This window comes from Rhodococcus sp. NPDC058532, from assembly GCF_042719255.1.
Taxonomy (GTDB): Bacteria; Actinomycetota; Actinomycetes; order Mycobacteriales; family Mycobacteriaceae; genus Rhodococcus_G.
Genome location: NZ_JBHXNU010000012.1, coordinates 88,745 through 107,330, shown reverse-complemented (window position 1 = coordinate 107,330; position 18,586 = coordinate 88,745). Strand labels below are relative to the sequence as shown.

Below are 18,586 nucleotides of genomic sequence, written 5' to 3'. Positions count from 1 at the left end.
TCACATGCCCGCGGCGAGCGTGGCGCCGAACGACTGGTCCAGGCTCGCGTACTCGGCGGCCTGCGCGCGCAGCGTCGCTGCGGCAGACCACAGCTGGCCGATGCTCGCGGCCGCGGACGGCAGGAAACTGTCGGCGACCGAGGTGAAATATGACGCCGCCAGCACCGACACCTCTTCGGTGCCTGCGGGAGGCAGGTGCAGCGCGGGCGCGTTCGCGTCGACGGTGGCCTGCAGCCGCTGGGCGAGGGCCTCGAGCTGGGTGGCCGCGGAGAGCAGGGCGTCGGGTGAGACGAACACGTGTCCGGGCATGAGGGCCTCCTGGCAGGTTCGATCGAAATGATCCGTCAGGGGTTTTGGACGCGACCGGATCCCGGATGGTTCCCCGCGGCCGACATCCGTTCGCGTCGCCCGCGGATCCCGGGTCAGCCCCAGCCGAGTTCGTGCAGCCGGTCCTCTTCGATCCCGAAGTAGTGCGCGATCTCGTGGATCACGGTGATCGCGACCTCCTCAACGACCTGCTCCTCACTCCCGCACATTTCGAGGATCGCGTCGCGGTAGATCGTGATGGTGTCCGGCAGGGAGCCGCCGTAATGACTGTCCCGTTCGGTGAGGGCGATGCCGTGGTAGAGACCGAGCAGGCCCGGATCGTCCGCGTCGCGGCCGTCGACCAGGACGACGACGTTGTCGATTGCGGACGCCAACTCCGCCGGGATCAGGTCGAGCGCCTCGGAGACCAGTTCGTCGAACCTGGCCTCGCTCATGTGCACCGCCATCAGTTCTCCAGCGGCGCGGCACCGGGCAGCGGCGTCGGCAGCGAACGACCCTCGGGCAGCGGCGGCGGCGCGACCGGGGGCGCGCCGTTGATCAGGATGTCGCCGGTCGCGGCCCCCACGATCGGTGCGAAGCCGCCCCCCTCGAGTTCCTTGCCGACGGAGCAGTTCACCTTGCGGCTGCCCGCCAGCCAGCTGCTCAGGTCCAGGTTGTCCCAGAACAGGGTGAGGGTCTTGTTCCGCAGGGCATCCGGTGACCCGAGGTACTCGGTCGCGGCCTGCGTGCAGGTCTCCTCCAAGTACTTGTCCTGGTCGGCGACGGCGGGGAAGCCGCCCGGGAACTTCGCGCCGAGATCGACCACCGAGATCACTTCGAAGGCGTGGGCCTGCGAGCAGTCCACCGGATCGGACGGCGCGCTCTGGTTGATGCCGATGCAGGTACCGGCATCCCATACCTTCGACTGATCCTGCCCCTGGACGGGGCCGGTGACCGCGAGGACGGTGCCGGTGGTGCTCGAGCGTTGCAGCCCGCACCGGATGGTCCGCTCGCCCGCCGCCCAGCCTGCCTCCCCCGGGTTGATCAATCCGACGCTGAACTTGCCGTGCGGGTCGAAGTGCGCGCCGAGGTACTCGGTGACGGCGGGGGTGCAGTGCTCGTCGCGCAACTGGGAGAAGCGCAGGACGCTCGGGAAGCGGGAACCCGGGCCGAACTCGGCACCGGGGAACACGCTCAGGTCTACCTCGGACGCCACCTCGAACAGGTGCTCGTCGTTGCAGTCGACCTTGGTGAGGTCGCTGGCGTCCGCCTCGCTCCACGACAAGCAGTCGCCTGCTGCTGCGGTGCCGAATGCCTTGCCCGCGACCGCGCCCGTCGCGAGCGGGCCACCGGCATTGGCGTCGGGCCGCAGTTCGTCGCCGCCCTTGAATCCACCGGAGATGACGACCGTCGCGATCGCCGCGATCACCGCACCCAGCGCGACCGCGATCAGGGCGCGGCGGGTGGCCGTCGCGGACAGTTGCCTGCCGCCCGTCCACCGCTCGGCGGCGGCCCACCCGTCGCCGGACGCGGCATCGCCCCGGTCACCCTGCGGGGCGGCCGGGTCGGGTGTGGGGTCGCCGTCTGCTGCGCTGCGTTCGTCGGACATCGCCCTCCATCATGCCTGGCGGGGGCCGCGCGGTCGCCGACACACCGGAACCGAAATGAGGTGGACCCGACACTGGACCGCTCCGCGGCCGCCGGGCCGCACGCCGACCAAGTAGGGTTTCCGTCGTGATTGACCTCAAGTTCCTGCGGGAGAACCCCGACGTCGTCCGCCAGTCACAGCGCACCAGGGGCGAGGACCCCGCGCTGGTCGACGCGCTGCTCGCGGCCGACGAGTCCCGCCGCGCGGCGGTGCTCGCGGGCGATAACCTGCGGGCCGAGCAGAAGGCGCTCGGCAAGAAGGTCGGCAAGGCCTCCCCCGAGGAGCGGCCCGCGCTGCTGGACGGGGCGAAGGAGCTCGCGCAGCAGGTCAAGGACGCGGAGGCGGCACAGCACGAGGCCGACGCCGCGCTCGAAGCCGCGCAGCGGGCGATCTCGAACATCGTCCAGGACGGCGCGCCCGCGGGCGGCGAGGACGACTTCATCACCCTCGACACGGTCGGCGAACCGCCCGCCTTCGACTTCGACCCGAAGGATCACCTCGAGCTCGGCGAGTCGCTGGGCCTGCTCGACATGGAGCGCGGCGCGAAGGTGTCCGGCGCCCGCTTCTACTTCCTGACCGGCTACGGCGCTCTGCTGCAGCTCGGGCTGCTGCAGCTGGCGGCGCAGAAGGCGACCGCGAACGGGTTCACGATGATGATCCCGCCGGTGTTGGTCCGGCCCGAGATCATGCAGGGAACCGGGTTCCTCGGACAGCACTCGGAGGAGGTGTACCACCTCGAGCAGGACGACCTGTACCTCGTCGGCACCTCCGAGGTTCCGCTCGCCGGCTACCACTCAGGTGAGATCCTCGACCTGAGCGGCGGCGCGAAGCGGTACGCGGGCTGGTCGTCGTGCTTCCGGCGGGAGGCGGGCAGCTACGGCAAGGACACCCGCGGCATCATCCGCGTCCACCAGTTCGACAAGGTGGAAATGTTCACCTACTGCAGGCCGGAGGACGCGGACGCCGAACACCAGCGACTGCTCGGCTGGGAGCGGGAGATGCTCGCCGCGATCGAGGTGCCGTACCGCGTCATCGACGTCGCGGGCGGGGACCTCGGGTCGTCCGCGGCACGCAAGTTCGACTGCGAGGCGTGGGTGCCGACGCAGCAGCGGTACCGCGAGCTGTCGTCGACGTCGAACTGCACCACCTTCCAGGCTCGCCGCCTCGGGGTCCGCTACCGCGACGACAACGGCAAGCCGCAGACCGCCGCGACCCTCAACGGCACCCTCGCGACCACCCGCTGGATCGTGGCGATCCTGGAGAACCACCAGCAGGCCGACGGCTCCGTCCGCGTGCCCGCGGCGCTGCAGCCGTTCGTCGGGACGGACGTCCTGCGCGCCCCGTAGCCCCCGAGCTGTGACCGAATGTGGCACTCGGTCAGTCAGACTGACCGAGTGCCACATTCGCTCAGGCGGGGCGGGGCGGGGCGGTAGCGTCGGGTGGTATGACCGACCACCCGATCGACCCGCGGCTGCAGGAGATCGCGGAGCGGGTGTTCGACGCCGCCCGCGCAGGCGACGCCGACGCCCTGACCGCCTACCTGGACGCCGGGGTCCCGGCAAACCTGACGAACGGCACCGGCGACACCCTCGTGATGCTCGCCGCCTATCACGGGCACGCGGCCGCGGTCCGGCTGCTCGTGGACCGGGGCGCAGACGTGAACCGGCTCAACGACCGCGGCCAGTCCCCGGTCGCGGGTGCCATCTTCAAGGGTGAAGAGGCGGTGGTGCGGGTACTCGCGGCCGCCGGTGCCGACCCGCGCGCCGGGCACCCGACCGCCGTCGACGCGGCGACCATGTTCGGGCGCGAGGACTACCTGGCGTTGTGGGCGTAGTCGTCGAACGCGTCGCCCCGGTGGTTCCCTAATGTCACAGCGGATAACGCCAAGTGACCCGATGTGACATTAGGGAACCTTCGTTGGGGTACTACAGCTTGGCCGTACGGAGCTCGTGACCCTTGCTGGTCTTGCAGCGGCCGGACTCGAGGTCCCACTGCCAGCCGTGCAGGTTGCAGGTCAGGGTGTTGCCGTCGACGACACCGAACTTCGACAGGTCCGCCTTGAGGTGCGGGCAGCGGCGCTGGATCTCGTAGCCGCCGACCTCGATGGACGCGGTGTCGTCGTGCGCCTCGGCGAACCAGCCGTCCGCGTACGCGATCCGCTCGTCGGTCAGGCACTTGAAGAAGGTGTAGAGGAACTCGTTGTAGCCGCCGACCCGCCACGCCTCGAACCGGGTGGACAGGAAGATGGTGTTCACCCAGTCCGGCTCGTCGTCCCGCAGCACGGTCCGCACAAGCTCGGGTGCGATGCGGAAACCGTAGCGGTACTTGCCGTCTCCCTCGGCAGGCGCACGGACGGCGCGGTTCGGGAAGTCCAGCACGACGGTCTCGTCGCCCATCACCAGGCCGACCGGGTAGCCGATGCCGTCGCAGATCAGGTCGGACTGCGCCATGATCGGCTCGAACTTCGCACTGAGCGGGCCGATCAGCGGTTCGCCGGACGCGGGCGCCCAGGATGCCTTCTCCGCCGCGATGACCGGCGCCATCCGCTGCGCCATGTCCTCGATGTAGGCGGCCTTGTCGGAGAAGATCGCGTCGACGTCGGCGTCCGGGATCGGGTGGCTCAGGGTGGCCTGCGCGCCGTGAATGTCGACCGTCGAGCCGGGGATCATCAGCAGGCCACCGTCGTTGCCGTGGATCCGCATCTGCTCAAGGAAGACGATCTGGTCGGGGAAGATGTTGCCCTCGTCGCCGTGGTCGTCGTTGAGGTCGCGCAGCGCGGCGTCGAGGAAGACCGGCGGGCCCGCGGACGGCACCACCCAGGTGGCGTTGACCTGCTCGATGTAGCTGCGGCAGCGGTCCATGCCGCGCTGCCGCTTCTGCTTGCCGAAGTTGCGCTTGGTGCCGGCCGGGATGTCGTAGACCATCGGGTACCAGATCGCGCCCGAGTACTGCAGCAGGTGGATGTCGATCGTGCCGAACGCCTCGTGCAACACGTCCATGTCGACGGGCCGGGCGTCGTTCATGTTGAAGCAGGTGGTCTCGCCGTCGGAAACGACCAGCCCGGAGTCGCCGATCGGGCCGTCCGCCGGGGCCCGCAGCGCGATGATCATGACGTCCAGGTCGCCGTTCGGTCCCGGCACGGTGTGCTTGACGGAGTCCTGGGTCTCGAAGAACTTCGTGAAGCCGAGCTTCTCCAGCTCGCGGCGCAGGTCCGGCACCGGGTAGTCCGGCAGCAGCACCGTCGCGTCCTTGTTGACGTGCTTGGACAGTGTCTGCGGGTCGAAGTGGTCCTTGTGGAGGTGCGACACGTAGAGGTAATCGACGTCGCCGAGGGCGTCCCAGTCGAGCCCGGTGTTGTCGGGGAACGGGAACCACGACGCGAAGTAGGCCGGATTGACCCACGGGTCGCAGAGGATGGACCCCGCCTCGGTCTGGATGTGGAACCCGGCGTGTCCGACGCTCGTGACCTGCACTTCGAATGCCTCCTACGGTGATGCGACGCCTACCAGGGTAGGCGGCGGCGCAAACCGGGCCGGGTGCGCGCGGCCCGGTCGCCCGGATTGGGGTGTACATCACCCGCGAGCGCCGACGGACGCTGTGTGCGCCCACACACTAGGCTGGCCGCGTGGAACCCTTCTACAGAACGATCATCGGTGTCGCCCGCACGCTGTTCTTCGCGGAGGGGCTGCGGTTCACGATCAGCGGCGCCGAGCACATCCCGGCGTCGGGTGGTGCGGTGATCGCGATCAATCACACCGGCTACATGGACTTCACCTACGCGGGCATCCCGGCACGAGAAGTGAAGCGGTACGTCCGCTTCATGGCCAAGAAGGAGGTCTTCGACAACCCCATCGCCGGGCCGATGATGCGGATGATGAAGCACATCCCGGTAGACCGGTCCGCTGGCGCGGACTCCTACCGGGCCGCGGTCCAGGCGTTGCGTGACGGTGAGCTGGTCGGGGTGTTCCCGGAGGCGACGATCAGCCGCAGCTTCGAGATCAAGGACTTCAAGTCCGGCGCGGCCCGGATGGCGATCGAGGCGGGCGTGCCGATCATCCCGGTGGTGATCTGGGGTTCGCAGCGGGTGTGGACGAAGGGGCATCCGAAGCGGCTGGGCCGGACCAATACCCCGATCTCGATGGCGGTCGGCGAACCGATCGCCGCGGTCGGTCCGGCCGACGCGCTGACGGCGACGGTGCACGCGTCGATGGAGTCGACGCTGCACGCGCTGCAGGAGAACTACCAGCACCCGGCGGGGGAGTACTGGGTTCCCGCCCGCCTCGGCGGCGGTGCGCCCACCCTCGCGGAGGCCGATCGGATGGACGCGGAGGAGGCGGCGGCGAAGGCCGCGCGCCGGTCCGCGTCGGGCGGTGACGGGGCCTGACGGCGTGCCGGTGGATCGACGCAGGCGTCGCAGGCGGCTCGCACTCGGCGGCGGGGCCGTCCTCGCTGCCGGGGTGACCGCCGCGGTCGGGTCGATGGCGGTGATCGCGGCCGCCGCCGCCGGGCGGGTTCACGAGCCGGCCGACGCGCCGGAGGCGCCGGTGGTGATCGTGCTCGGCGCGAAGGTGCAGGACGGCAAGCCGATGTCGTTCCTCGCCGGCCGGCTCGACGTCGCGGCGGCCTTGGTGCGCGACGGCAAGGCCCGTGCGGTGCTGGTCTCGGGCGACGCCAACGGGACCTCCGGGAACGAGATCGCCGCAATGACCGGATATCTGGTCGATTCGGGGATCGACCGGGACCTGATCGTTGGGGACGATCACGGCCTGGACACCTACGACACCTGCGCGCGGGCCGTGCAGACGTTCGGGGTGACCCGCGCGCTGATCGTCAGCCAGGAGCCGCATGTCACCCGTGCGGTTGCGTTGTGCAGGCATGCCGGCATGGATGTGGACGGGGTCCGCGGCGACTGTGACTGCCGGACCATCACCGTCGCGCGGAACACCGCGCGGGAGTGGTTGGCGCGCCCGAAGGCGGTGCTGGACATGGTGTCCGGGCGACCGCCGCAGGTGGCGACACCGCCGACCGATGCGCTCGACCGCGCGCTGGCGTCGAGCGCCGGAGGATAGCCGAAAGGGCCGGTCCCGCAGGGGGACCGGCCCAGCCCGCCGGGCGTCAAGGATCGGGGAGGGGCTCCGGTTAGGAGCCGAGCAGCCCGGTCACCGAACCCATGTCGACGGAACCGAAGTCGAAGTCGAGGTCGGAGGAACCGCCGCCGATCGATCCGTCACCCTCTCCGGTGCCCGGGCCCGGGTTCGGGCCGGGATCGACCGGCCCGCCCTCGCCGACGGTGATCGTGGCGAGGGCCTGGCCGCCCGCGTTGACCGGAACGTCGTTGCCGGGGCGCTTGCCGTCCTTCGGGGTGCAGAACGACGGCGCGTTCTGGACGGAGCCGAGCGCGTTGGCGCGGGCAAGGAACGTGTCGTAGTTGGTGTCGCTGTTGTAGTTTGCGGCATCACCCGCGACCCGCACGGTGGGGGTGACGACCCCCTCGGCGAGCGCCTTGACGGTGACCGTGACGGCCGGGAGCTGGAACTGCGTTGAGCCGTCCGCGGTGGGGTTGCCCGCCATGTCGGTCTTGGTCTTCTCGACCGCGATGCCGCCGGGGGTGGTGGCGCTGGACTTCGGGCCGTTGGCGACCGTCTCGTTGTCGCCGGAGAGCCGGATGACCGTGCCCGCTGCGTCGGGGACGCCTGCCTCGTTGACGAGGATCGCGGTCGGCGCGACCCCGGTCAGTCCCTTCGACGTGCCGGGGACGACTGCGGCGGAGACAAATTCGGTGTTCGCGGGTAGATCCCAGTCGATCTTGAGGCGCTGGATGTCGACCGTGGTTGCGATGGATTCCTTGTCGGGCAGCGAGCTGACCGTCGGCTGGACGGTGTAGCTGAACTCGTCGCCCGCATTGACGGTGTCCGGCGCGGTGATGCTCATGCCGAGCGTCTGGGAAATGTGCTGGGTGAGAATCGCGCGCGCCTGGCAGGCTCCTGCGAACTCGATGGTGTTGGTTGCCGCGGCGGCGGGGGACGCCGACAGCAGGGCACCCGCCGCGACAGCGGCGGCCGCGGCGACGGGGACGGCACCACGACGGACGTGGGTCAGGGCCATGACTCTCCTCTTAGATAGTTGCTTCCGGAACAGAAGGAAAAAGTGTGATTCGGACCATAAACGAGAACTTGTTCATTAGTGTCCGAATCGACCGAAATCGTCGAAATCGCGTCTAGCGCCGAATGATGCGGCCAGCCAGAACCCCCGAATCGACACGTGTTGCACACCTGCCCCGTGTGCATGCTGCGCGTTGTCGGCCGCCACCCCACCCTCGAGGAGAGACCCCGTGATCAGACCATCCCGAATTCGCTGGGCCGTTGCCCCGGCCGCATCGGTCGTCGTGGCCGCAGGCCTGCTGCTCGCCGCGACGCCGGCATCCGCACAACCGGCCGTCTCGCCGCTCGGGGTGACCGCGGCCGACGAGGCGGGGACTCCGGTCACCGCCACCATCACCCAGCCCTCCTCGACGCCCGTCGCGGGCAAGACGACCACGATCAAGCTGGCCTTCGGCTCGAAAGTCAGCGGCAGCCTGGAGTGGCAGGTCGACGGCAAGCACGTGATGTGGAACGCCTACACCGGGGTCGACGTCGGGACCGTGACCGATTCCGCGTCAAGCAGCCTCTGGAATCATGTGTTCCTCACGCCGGGCAGTACACCCTCACCGCACGCTTCACCGGCGCAGCAGGATTCGGCAACGCCACCGCCTCGACCACCATCACGGTCACCGCGGCGACCACCGCGGCGACGACCAGGACCACCGTGACCGCACCCGAGACCGCTGTCGCCGGAACGCCGTTCGCGCTTGCGGTCACGATCTCGCCGTCCGCGACGTCCGGCACCGTCCAATTCCGTGACGGCGATACCGACCTCGGCGCACCGGTCCCGGTTGCCTACGGCAAGGCGACCCTGACGGACGCGGTGCTGGCCACGCCGGGTGCTCACGCGATCACCGCGGTCTACAGCGGCGGCCCGTCGTTCGCTGGCTCCACCTCGGCCGCGGTCACCGTCACCGTCCCCGACATTGCCACCAGCACCGTCGTCACCGCCCCGGCGACCGCGACCGTGGGTACCGCGGTCGCGCTTCAGGCAACGGTGACCCCGGCGACGGCCGGCGGAACCGTGCAGTTCATGAACGGTGCCGTCCCGATCGGTGCGCCCGTCGCGGTCGTCGACGGTGTCGTGACGTTGTCGCACACGTTCGACACCGCGGGTGCGCACAGCATCACCGCCGTCCACACTCCGGGCGAAGGCCACGCCGGTTCCACCTCCGCCGCCGCAACCGTCACCGTGACGGCCGCCGAATCCGGCGGCTCCGCCGACTTCGGGTCGCTCGACCTGGGTTCGATCGGCTCACTCTTCGGTTCCTGAGGTCCGTTCGGGTGACCGGGTCGGCGAACCGCCGCCCGGTCACCCGCGGCCGGATCCGTGCTGCGTGCCGCCGGACCGGATGCTCCGAGGCGCCCGGCGCCGGTGCCGCCGCTGCGGCAAGATGGGTGCAGTGCACGATCACCGCGATTCCAAACCCGAACTGATCGCCAGCGACGTCGACGGGACCCTCATCGACGACGACGAGCAGGTCAGCGCCCGTACCCGTGCCGCCGTGCACGCCGCCCTCGCCGACGGTGTGCCGTTCGTCCTGGCCACCGGGCGTCCGCCGCGGTGGATCGGCCCCGTCGTCGACGGCCTCGATTACGCCCCACTTGCGGTGTGCGCCAACGGCGCCGTCCTCTATGACAGCAACACCGACCGAGTGCTGCGTGCCGAAACCCTGTCTGCCGGCACCCTGTCCTGGCTCGCCGACCTGACTGAGGATGCGCTCCCCGGGTCCGGTCTCGCCGCGGAACGGGTCGGGGCCAGCGCCCACGATGCCGCAACACCGCAGTTCGTCAGTTCCCCCGGCTACGAGCATGCCTGGCTCAATCCGGACAACACGGAGATGTCCGCGGAGGACGTGCTCGCCCACCCGGCGGTGAAGTTGCTGATCCGGCTCCCCGGCATTGCCAGTTCGCACATGATCGCCCGCCTCGCCCCGCTGGTCGGGGACCGGGTCGACCTGACCTATTCGACGAACAACGGGCTGATCGAGGTCTCCGCCCCCGGCGTGACGAAGGCGTCCGGGCTGGCCGCGCTCGCGGAACACCTCGGGGTCACCGACTCCGCGATCATCGCGTTCGGGGACATGCCGAACGACGTTCCGATGCTGACGATGGCGCGGCATGGTGTCGCGGTGGCCAACGCCCACGACGACGCGATCGCGGCGGCCAACGAGGTCACTGCGTCAAACGCCAACCACGGCGTGGCCCGGGTGCTCGAACGGTGGTGGAACTGAACCCGGCCCGAACACCCCAGCTCAGAGCCGCCGGACCGCCGGATCGTCCGGGACCTCGGCGCCGCCGGGCGCGGCATCGGTCGGGTGGTAGTGTGCCGCGAGCGACGAACAGGGGGCTTGATGACCACGCCGGACTGGTTGCTGAGTATCGACTTCGGCACCTCCAACACCGCGGCAGCACATTCCGGCGCGACGAGCGGGCGGGTGGAGACCCTCGCCCTATCCCATGCGAGCAATCTGATGCCGTCGGCCGTCCACGTCGAGACGCCGGACCGGATCGCCGTCGGTGAGGTCGCGGCCAATGAGGCCACCCGCAATCCCGCCGGTTATCTCCCCGCGCCGAAGCGCCTGATCGGCGCGCCGACGATCGCGGTGGGCGGATTCACGGTGCCCACCTTCCTTCCGGTCGCGGCCGTGCTCCGCAGCGTGCTCGACCGGGCGGTCGCCGCGCACGCGGGGGTGCCGCCGTCCGGGGTGGTGCTGACCCATCCCGAGGCGTGGTCACCGGAACAGATCCAGGTGCTGGCCGACGCGGCCCGGCACGCCGGAATCGACCCGGCGCGGATCACCTTCATCTCCGAACCCCGCGCCGCGGCACAGCATTACAGCCGATCGCACACCCTGCAGCCGGGTGCGAAGATCGCCGTGTTCGACTTCGGTGGCGGCACCCTCGACGTGGCGGTCCTCACCGTCGACGAGCGGGGCGGCTTCCGGGTCATCGCCGCCCGCGGCGACAACGGACTCGGCGGCAAGAACGTCGACGCCCTCGTCGCCCGCTGGGTGGACCGGCAACTCGACGACCGCGACCCCGACCTGCGGGAATACCTGCGGCGCGGGGCACCGATCGACGTGCGGCACGCGCTGGACGAGTCGGTGCGACGCGCGAAGGAACTGCTGTCGGAGGCACCGTCGGCGACGATCACGGTGACGGGCAACGGGACGCGGGAGACGCTGCAGATCACCCGCGGCGAGTTCGACGAGCTGATCGCGCCGACGGTCGACCGGGCGGTGCACCTGACCCGCGAAACCCTGCTCGACGCCGGGGTGACCGCACCCGATCAGCTTGCCGCGCTGTACCTGACCGGCGGGACAGCGCGAATCCCGTTGGTACACGACCGGCTGCGGGCCCTCGGTCCCGTCGCCACGCTCGACGACCCGAAGACGGTGGTGGCGCAGGGAGCGCTAACCGGTCTGTCCGCCGCCCCGCCCGCCGCCCCGCCGCGTCCGGTCCCCACCGCCGCCGACCTCGCACCGACCCCGCGGGAGGAGACCCCCGCCCCGACCCGGTCCCGGCGGCCCAGCCGCACCCTGCTGGTGGGTGCTGCCGCGGTAGTCGTCATCGGCGGAGCGGCCGCTATCGGCGGAATGCTGATGCGCGACACCGGGGAGTCGGCCGACGCTGCCCCAACGTCGGCGCAGACCACCGGGGGATCGGCACCGTCCGGCGCGGACGCGACCTCGTCGGCGCCGGTCACCAATGCGAACGGTGATGCCGTCGCGAAGGAGGTCGACCAGGTCCTCGCCGCGGTCCCCACCACCCTCCGGTCGGATCTGGCCGACTGCGAGAACGGTCACCTGGTCACCGATAACGGTGGCGTGCAGGTCATGTGCAGCCTGGACGAGTCGGGCGATCTCGCCGGACTCACCACCCCGCCGTGGAACAGCGTCACGATCTCCCTCGACCAGGCCGAGGCACGGAAGGACATCATCGGTGCGCGGCGGGGGTCGCTTGAGGGACCGAACAGCACCCTCGTCGAGAGCATCGACCGGATGTCGGCCGCGGACATTTCCGCTCCGGACCCGGCGGACGGGCTCGTCGATGTCACGACCGTGAACACCAACACGGGTGTGCGGGTGACCGTGCGGGATGTGAACGGCGTCGAGGATGCGAAGAAGTTCCTGTCCCGCTCCGGTCTGGTGAACTGACCTTCCCCAGCTGGACGGGGCGGAGGGTGGGGTTCCCGCCCGCCGGAGATTTGTTTCGGATCGTCGGGAACATTGTCGGCCCGGCCCGCATCTCATTGTCGACAGCGCACGACAGAGCTTGCCGACAGAAGGGCCGAACCGATGTCCGACACCACCGCAACCACCCCCTCCACCACCGCGGCGACCGAGTACCCGACCCCGGCGACCGGAGCCGCGGCGCAGGACGCGGCAGCCCCGAGCACGCCGACCGCCGAGGCGACCTCGCCGCAGCCGGCTCCGACGTCGGTCGCCCGCGACGTGGACGGTGACGGCACCGTCGACGTCGTCCACTCGACCGACGCCGCGGGACACACCGTCACCGCCCACCTCGACGACAACGGGGAGATCACCCTGGTCGAGGCGGACACCGACGGCAACGGCACGTTCGACACCGTCGCCACCGCCGCGCCGGACGGCACGATCGTGGTCGGGCAGGACGCCGACGACGACGGCCAGGTGGACGTGATCGCGCACTACGACGCCGACGGCAGCCTGCGCCGGGTGGACACCCTCGAGGACGGTCGGCTGGTCGAGTCGACCTTCGACACCGACGGGGACGGGGCCCCGGACACCGTCAAGTCGGACACCGACGGGGATGGCCGCGCGGACAGCGTCGGGGTCGACTCGGACGGCGACGGACTCATCGACACCGTCATGATCGACACGAACGGCGACGGCTACACGGACATCCTCGCCGTCGACAGCGACGGCGACGGGGTGGAGGACTTCCGCCTCAACGCCGAAGACATCCCCTCCGACCCGGGGTACAGCACCGACCTCGGCGCCCCGGATCAGGACGCGGCCGGCTACGACACCTCGGCCGACGCCGCCTTCTGACGCGGCTCCCGCGTCGTGGTCTCGCTACCATCGATGACAGCGTTCCGCCCACCCACACCCCGGGAGTGACAGCATGCAGGATGATGACGACGCGGTCGGCGCCCTCCTCGCTGCCCTGCAGGCCGATTCGGCCGACGGTCCCGCTCCCGGGGTGTGGGAGGAGGCGTTGGCCGCCGCGTTCGCGGCGGAGCCCGGTGCCGCCCCCGCCGATCTGGTTCCGGTGATGGACGACGACGCGGTGCTGGTCGACGAGGACGAGCTGGTCCTCACCGACGACGACCCGGCCACCGAGGTGACGGCCGGGAACGACGCGGCGGGCGCTGCCGACGACCCGGACGATCCCGACCTCGATGGTGGGCCCGCCGCGGAGGAGCCGTTCACGACGGCCGACGACGCAGCGGCGGACGCCGACATCGATCTCGGTGAACCGGACAATCTCGACGGAGATTCCGGCTGGTGAACGTCCGGGTCGACGTGCCTCGCTACGATCATCCGGATACGCGAGACGCGGGGGGACGCTGAATGGACGACGTGACGCTGCTCGTGCAGGCGCGTGGTGGCGATCAGGCGGCGTTCGCGCAGCTCGTCGAGCGCCACCGCACCCACGTCTGGGCGGTGTGCCTGTCGACCACCGGTAACCGTCACGACGCCGAGGACGCACTGCAGAACACCCTGATCGCGGCGTGGCAGCATCTCGACCGGTTCCGCGGCGAGGCACGGTTCGGGACCTGGCTGCACCGGATCGCGGTCAACAACGCGCTGATGGTGGTGCGGAGCCGGAAACCGGACACCGACCTCACGGACTTCACCGATGCGGACGTGTCCGTCACGTTGACCGACGACGGCCCCGGCTTCGACGAGTCGATCGCCACCCGTGACGAGCTCCGGAGTGCGCTGGCCCGGCTGCCGGAGGACTTTCGAACGGCGCTGATCCTCCGCGAGTTCGGCGATCTCACCTACGCCGACATTGCCGAGCATCAGGGCGTCGGCGTGCAGACCGTGAAGTCCCGATTGAACCGGGCGAGAAGGCAACTCGCGCAGATCCTCGGCGAGTCCACGCGCGGCAGCTGAGCGTCGGGCCGCGCGCGGACGCGCCGTCACCGCTCGCTGACGACCGCTCCCGGGGTGTGCCACACCGAGTCGGGGAGCTCGCCGGGCAGGTCGGGATTGTCCCGGTCGGTGAACACCGGGTCGAGCCCGGCGCTCACCTGCCGGTCGTAGTCCCGGAACGCGCCGAACGCCCACTTACCGAGCAGCACGATCGCGACCAGGTTGACGATCGCCATCAGTGCCATCGCCACGTCGGCGAGCGCCCACACCGCGGCGAGCGCCATCACCGACCCCAGACCGACACCGGCGAGGACGAGCACCCGGAACACCTGCAGGGTGCGCGGGCCCGCCCCGAGGTAGGTCATGTTCACCTCGGCGTACGAGTAGTTGCCGATCACCGAGGAGAACGCGAACACGAAGATCAGCACGGTCATCAGCCAGGTCGACCAGGAGCCCAGCTCGTGCTGCACCGCCTGCTGCGTCAGCGATGCGCCCATCCCGGATCCGGTGACGCCGGGTTGGTACACCTCGGGACCGGCCATCATGATGATCATCGCGGTCGCGGTGCACACGATCATCGTGTCGACAAACACGCCGAGGGCCTGGACGAAACCCTGCTTGACCGGGTGCGAGACGGTCGCGGTCGCGGCGGCGTTCGGGGCGCTGCCCATGCCCGCCTCGTTGGAGAACAGCCCGCGCTTGACGCCGTTGAGCATGGCCGCGGCGATGCCGCCGGTGATGCCTGCCGCCGCCTCGCCGATCCCGAAGGCCCCGCCGATGATCCAGCCGAACACCTCGGGGACCCGGCCGATGTTGATGACGATGATGACCAGTGCGAGCAGGGCATAGGCCCCGGCCATGACCGGCAGCACCAGTTCGGCGACCTTCGCGACCCTGCGGATCCCGCCGAACAGCACCGGTGCGGCGAGCAGCATCAGCACCAGCGCCGTCCACTTCTGGTCGACGGTGTGCGCCTGCGCGAGCACGTCCGCGATCGTGTTGGCCTGGACCATGTTGAACGCGAACCCGAAGGTGAGCACCAGCAGGACCGCGAACAGCAGCCCGCCTGCGCGTGAGCCGAGCCCGCGCTGAATGTAGTAGGCGGGTCCGCCGCGGAAGGCGCCGTCCGGGCCGCGGACCTTGAACAGCTGCGCCAGGGTCGCCTCGACGGCGGCGGTGGCCATGCCGAACAGGGCGACGCACCACATCCAGAAGATGGCGCCGGGGCCGCCGAGGGTCAGCGCGATCGCGACACCCGCGATGTTGCCGGTGCCGACCCGCGAGGCCACCCCGACACAGAACGCCTGGAACGAGGAGATCCCGCCGCCCGCCCCGGACCGGGACGCGCCGAGCTGGCGGACCATGGCCCCGAACTTGCGGAACTGGACACCGCGGGTGCGGACGGTGAAGTACAGCCCGGCCCCGATCAGCAGGTAGATCAGCACATAGGTGTAGAGAACGTCGCTGACCGGGTCGATGAAGCGCTGCTGGATGAAGTCCACTCGACGACAGTAGGGCAGGAGCCCCCGCCGACCGGGTATCCGGTGACCGGCCGGTCGCCGCCCTAGCAAATGTGCGATGGGTCACAATGGTCGCTCACGACCCGAGCAAGGAGTGACCCATGTTGAGCACGATGCAAGACGCCCCCCTGTCGATCGCGCAGCTGCTGCGCCACGGTGCCACGGTGCACGGCGGTGCGGAGGTCGTAACGTGGACCGACGCCGGGGCTCGGCGCCGCAGCTACGCCGAGGTGGGTCGGCGCTGTGCTGCCCTGGCGCACGCCCTGCGCGATCTCGGCGTCACCGGGGACCATCGGGTCGCGACGTTCATGTGGAACAACGCCGAGCATCTCGAGGCGTACCTGGCCGTGCCGTCGATGGGCGCGGTGCTGCACACCCTCAACATCCGGCTCTTCCCGGAGCAGCTGGTGCATGTCGCGAACCATGCCGAGGATCACGTGATCATCGTCGATCCGACGCTGATTCCGCTGCTTGCCCCGCAGTTGCCGCAGCTGCGCACGGTCCGGCACGTGATCGTCACCGGCGACTCCACCGCCGGACTGGAGGTGCCCGACGGGGTGCAGCTGCACGCATACGAGACGCTGATCGACGGCAGGCCGACGGACTTCGATTGGCCGGAGCTCGACGAACGGGCTGCGGCCGCAATGTGCTATACCTCCGGCACCACCGGTGACCCGAAAGGTGTTGTCTATTCCCACCGTTCGATCTACCTGCATTCGATGCAGGTGTGCATGACGGACGGCCCGGGGCTGCAGCAGGGGGACCGCGCGCTGGCGGTGGTGCCGCAGTTCCACGCGATGTCGTGGGGCCTGCCGTACGCGGCCTTCATGATCGGGGCGTCGCTGATCATGCCGGACCGATTCCTGCAGCCTGCCCCGCTCGCCGAACTGATCGCGGCGGAACGTCCCACTTTCGCGGCGGCGGTCCCGACCATCTGGTTGGGCCTGCACCAGCATCTGGAGGCGCACCCGCAGGACATCTCGTGCATGCGCGAGGTGCTGATCGGCGGCTCCGCGGTGCCGCCGTCGCTGATGCACGCGTTCGCGGACGACCACGACGTCCAGGTGCTGCACGCCTGGGGCATGACCGAGACCTCCCCGCTCGGATCGGTGGCCCGTCCGCCCGCCGATGCCGCGGGCGACGAGCGGTGGCGCTACCGCTACTCCCAGGGCCGCTTCCCGGCGTCGGTGCGGGCCCGCCTGGTCGACGATGCGGGCGCGCCGGTGCCGCACGACGGCGCGTCCATCGGTGAGGTGGAGGTCCGCGGCCCGTGGATCACCGGGTCCTATTACGGTGTCGACGCCGCGGACAAGTTCGACGACGGCTGGCTCCGCACCGGCGATGTCGGCACGATCACCCCGGACGGCTACCTCACCCTCACCGACCGCACCAAGGACATCATCAAGTCCGGTGGCGAGTGGATCTCCTCGGTGGACCTGGAGAACGCCGTGATGGGTCACCCGGATGTCCTCGAGGCCGCCGTCATCGGCATCCCCGACGAGAAGTGGGACGAGCGTCCCCTCGTCGCGGTGGTGCTCCGTGAGGGCAGCGCCACCACCATCGACGGTCTGCGCCAGTACCTTTCGGAGAAGGTTGCCAAGTGGCAGCTGCCGGAGAACTGGACCGTCCTCGGCGAGGTGCCCAAGACCAGCGTCGGCAAGTTCGACAAGAAGCGGCTGCGCTCGCAGTTCCGCGACGGTGGCCTGGAGGTCACCCGGGTCTGATCGACCGGAGCGGGCCGCGCCTGACCCGGCGTGGCCCGCTCCGCCGGTAGCATCCCGCGGATGAGTGGCAATCGCCTGCAGGTCCTCGTCTACAGCGACGACGCGAACACGCGGGCACAGGTCGTCAGCGCGCTCGGCACCCGACCGCATCCGGACCTGCCGGAGGTCGAGTGCATCGAGGTCGCGACCGCACCGGTCGTGGTGCGCCGACTCGACGCCGGGGACATCGCGATCGCGATCCTCGACGGTGAGGCAACCCCGGCCGGTGGGATGGGCCTCGCCAAGCAGCTCAGGGACGAGATAGCGCACTGCCCCCCGATCGTCGTCCTGACCGGCCGCGCCGACGATGCGTGGCTCGCACGATGGTCGCGTGCCGAGGCGAGCGTCCCGCACCCAATCGACCCGATTCGCCTGACCGACGAGGTCGTCGCGCTGCTCCGCGGCCGCTGAGGGACCGTCGACCAGCATCGGAGTGTCGTGGCTCACACCGGTGCGCGGGCGGGGGTATGTTCGGCTCCAGGGAGAGGACATGGCCGGGTCACGCACCCGACGGTCCGCTCCGAGTGGCTGTGGAACGTGCGGTGTGCCGTGCGGTCGCGGCCGCGGGACAGCTCGCGGGAAGTGCATGCATCGGACCAGGGAGCAGGTCATGAGGCGGGTCGAGCAGGACGGGCAACGGGATCGGCACACTGCCGGTCGGCGTCCGGGTGCCGCCCGCGCCGGCATGATCCGGCGGACACTCCAGCGGGGAGAGGAGCCAGGAGGCCGTGAACGTCTACATTCCGATCCTGGTGCTCGGCGCGATCGCGATCGTGTTCGCACTGTTCTCGGTTCTGGTGGCGTCGATCGTCGGGCCGCGGCGCCTGAACCGGGCGAAACTGCAAGCGTACGAATGCGGTATCGAGCCGACGGCGCAACCGGACCGGCACGGCAGCGGGATCGGCGGTGCGACCGGGCAGCGGATCCCGGTGAAGTACTACCTGACCGCGATGCTGTTCATCATCTTCGACATCGAGATCGTCTTCCTCTACCCGTGGGCGGTGCACTTCGATGCGCTCGGCGTGTTCGGGTTCAGCGCGATGGCCCTGTTCGTCGTCAACGTCTCCGTCGCCTACGCCTACGAGTGGCGGCGCGGCGGACTGACCTGGGACTGACCGGACAT

Annotated in this window: 20 protein-coding genes; 14 read left to right on the top strand and 6 right to left on the bottom strand. The window is 70.0% G+C overall.

What is annotated here, in order from left to right; genetic code table 11:
- The 3 genes from ACFWQG_RS15590 to ACFWQG_RS15580 all read right to left on the bottom strand — a co-directional run bounded on the left by ACFWQG_RS15590 (position 1) and on the right by ACFWQG_RS15580 (position 1,915).
- A complete protein-coding gene (locus tag ACFWQG_RS15590; RefSeq protein ID WP_378508530.1) occupies positions 1–309 on the bottom strand; it encodes a PE family protein in 309 nt (102 codons plus the stop codon).
- A gap of 113 nt (positions 310–422) precedes the next feature.
- Complete coding sequence (locus tag ACFWQG_RS15585; RefSeq protein ID WP_378508529.1) at positions 423–773, bottom strand: metallopeptidase family protein; 351 nt, start codon at positions 771–773, stop codon at positions 423–425.
- Positions 773–1,915 carry a septum formation family protein gene (locus ACFWQG_RS15580; protein ID WP_378508528.1) on the bottom strand — a complete coding sequence of 381 codons (1,143 nt, stop codon included), beginning with the start codon at positions 1,913–1,915 and terminating at the stop codon, positions 773–775. The genes ACFWQG_RS15585 and ACFWQG_RS15580 overlap by 1 nt, the downstream gene beginning before the upstream one ends.
- 125 nt (positions 1,916–2,040) lie before the next feature.
- Between ACFWQG_RS15580 and serS the strand changes: the two genes are divergently transcribed.
- The gene (gene serS, locus ACFWQG_RS15575) at positions 2,041–3,300 is read left to right on the top strand and encodes a serine--tRNA ligase (RefSeq protein WP_378508527.1); all 1,260 of its coding nucleotides are present in this window, start codon (positions 2,041–2,043) and stop codon (positions 3,298–3,300) included.
- A gap of 98 nt (positions 3,301–3,398) precedes the next feature.
- On the top strand, positions 3,399–3,788 hold the full coding sequence (locus ACFWQG_RS15570) for an ankyrin repeat domain-containing protein (protein ID WP_378508526.1): 390 nt from the start codon (positions 3,399–3,401) through the stop codon (positions 3,786–3,788).
- Between the two features lie 91 nt (positions 3,789–3,879).
- On the opposite strand, the gene ACFWQG_RS15565 is transcribed toward ACFWQG_RS15570, so the two are convergent.
- Entirely contained in the window at positions 3,880–5,427 is a 1,548-nt protein-coding gene (locus tag ACFWQG_RS15565) for a Rieske 2Fe-2S domain-containing protein (protein WP_378508525.1), read from the bottom strand.
- Between the two features lie 152 nt (positions 5,428–5,579).
- Here ACFWQG_RS15565 and ACFWQG_RS15560 point away from each other — a divergent pair, with 152 nt between their 5' ends.
- Positions 5,580–6,338 carry a lysophospholipid acyltransferase family protein gene (locus tag ACFWQG_RS15560; protein ID WP_378508524.1) on the top strand — a complete coding sequence of 253 codons (759 nt, stop codon included), beginning with the start codon at positions 5,580–5,582 and terminating at the stop codon, positions 6,336–6,338.
- 4 nt (positions 6,339–6,342) lie between these two features.
- Positions 6,343–7,023, top strand: coding sequence for a vancomycin high temperature exclusion protein (locus ACFWQG_RS15555; RefSeq protein ID WP_378508523.1), 681 nt, complete (start codon positions 6,343–6,345; stop codon positions 7,021–7,023).
- Between the two features lie 70 nt (positions 7,024–7,093).
- Here the strand turns inward: ACFWQG_RS15555 and ACFWQG_RS15550 are convergent, their stop codons facing one another.
- On the bottom strand, positions 7,094–8,059 hold the full coding sequence (locus ACFWQG_RS15550) for a hypothetical protein (RefSeq protein ID WP_378508522.1): 966 nt from the start codon (positions 8,057–8,059) through the stop codon (positions 7,094–7,096).
- 280 nt (positions 8,060–8,339) lie between these two features.
- On the opposite strand from ACFWQG_RS15550, the gene ACFWQG_RS15545 reads away from it, so the two are divergent.
- From ACFWQG_RS15545 to ACFWQG_RS15515, 7 genes are all read left to right on the top strand, one after another.
- Positions 8,340–8,762 (top strand): hypothetical protein, encoded by a 423-nt coding sequence (locus tag ACFWQG_RS15545; RefSeq protein ID WP_378508521.1) that lies wholly within the window; start codon positions 8,340–8,342, stop codon positions 8,760–8,762.
- Entirely contained in the window at positions 8,759–9,367 is a 609-nt protein-coding gene (locus ACFWQG_RS15540; RefSeq protein WP_378508520.1) for an Ig-like domain-containing protein, read from the top strand. Before ACFWQG_RS15545 ends, ACFWQG_RS15540 begins: the two co-directional genes overlap by 4 nt.
- 130 nt (positions 9,368–9,497) lie before the next feature.
- Positions 9,498–10,328 carry an HAD family hydrolase gene (locus ACFWQG_RS15535; protein ID WP_378508519.1) on the top strand — a complete coding sequence of 277 codons (831 nt, stop codon included), beginning with the start codon at positions 9,498–9,500 and terminating at the stop codon, positions 10,326–10,328.
- A gap of 120 nt (positions 10,329–10,448) precedes the next feature.
- Entirely contained in the window at positions 10,449–12,254 is a 1,806-nt protein-coding gene (locus ACFWQG_RS15530; protein ID WP_378508518.1) for an Hsp70 family protein, read from the top strand.
- A 141-nt stretch (positions 12,255–12,395) separates the two neighbouring features.
- On the top strand, positions 12,396–13,130 hold the full coding sequence (locus tag ACFWQG_RS15525) for a hypothetical protein (protein WP_378508517.1): 735 nt from the start codon (positions 12,396–12,398) through the stop codon (positions 13,128–13,130).
- Between the two features lie 73 nt (positions 13,131–13,203).
- Positions 13,204–13,590, top strand: coding sequence for a hypothetical protein (locus ACFWQG_RS15520; protein WP_378508516.1), 387 nt, complete (start codon positions 13,204–13,206; stop codon positions 13,588–13,590).
- A gap of 62 nt (positions 13,591–13,652) precedes the next feature.
- Positions 13,653–14,201 carry an RNA polymerase sigma factor gene (locus ACFWQG_RS15515; protein WP_378508515.1) on the top strand — a complete coding sequence of 183 codons (549 nt, stop codon included), beginning with the start codon at positions 13,653–13,655 and terminating at the stop codon, positions 14,199–14,201.
- Positions 14,202–14,227: 26 nt separating this feature from the next.
- Here the strand turns inward: ACFWQG_RS15515 and ACFWQG_RS15510 are convergent, their stop codons facing one another.
- Positions 14,228–15,682 carry an alanine/glycine:cation symporter family protein gene (locus tag ACFWQG_RS15510; RefSeq protein WP_378508514.1) on the bottom strand — a complete coding sequence of 485 codons (1,455 nt, stop codon included), beginning with the start codon at positions 15,680–15,682 and terminating at the stop codon, positions 14,228–14,230.
- Positions 15,683–15,801: 119 nt separating this feature from the next.
- Here ACFWQG_RS15510 and ACFWQG_RS15505 point away from each other — a divergent pair, with 119 nt between their 5' ends.
- The 3 genes from ACFWQG_RS15505 to ACFWQG_RS15495 all read left to right on the top strand — a co-directional run bounded on the left by ACFWQG_RS15505 (position 15,802) and on the right by ACFWQG_RS15495 (position 18,578).
- A complete protein-coding gene (locus ACFWQG_RS15505; RefSeq protein WP_378508513.1) occupies positions 15,802–17,424 on the top strand; it encodes a long-chain fatty acid--CoA ligase in 1,623 nt (540 codons plus the stop codon).
- Positions 17,425–17,484: 60 nt separating this feature from the next.
- Positions 17,485–17,874 (top strand): hypothetical protein, encoded by a 390-nt coding sequence (locus ACFWQG_RS15500; protein WP_378508512.1) that lies wholly within the window; start codon positions 17,485–17,487, stop codon positions 17,872–17,874.
- Between the two features lie 317 nt (positions 17,875–18,191).
- Positions 18,192–18,578, top strand: coding sequence for an NADH-quinone oxidoreductase subunit A (locus tag ACFWQG_RS15495; RefSeq protein ID WP_378508511.1), 387 nt, complete (start codon positions 18,192–18,194; stop codon positions 18,576–18,578).
- Positions 18,579–18,586: the final 8 nt, after the last annotated feature.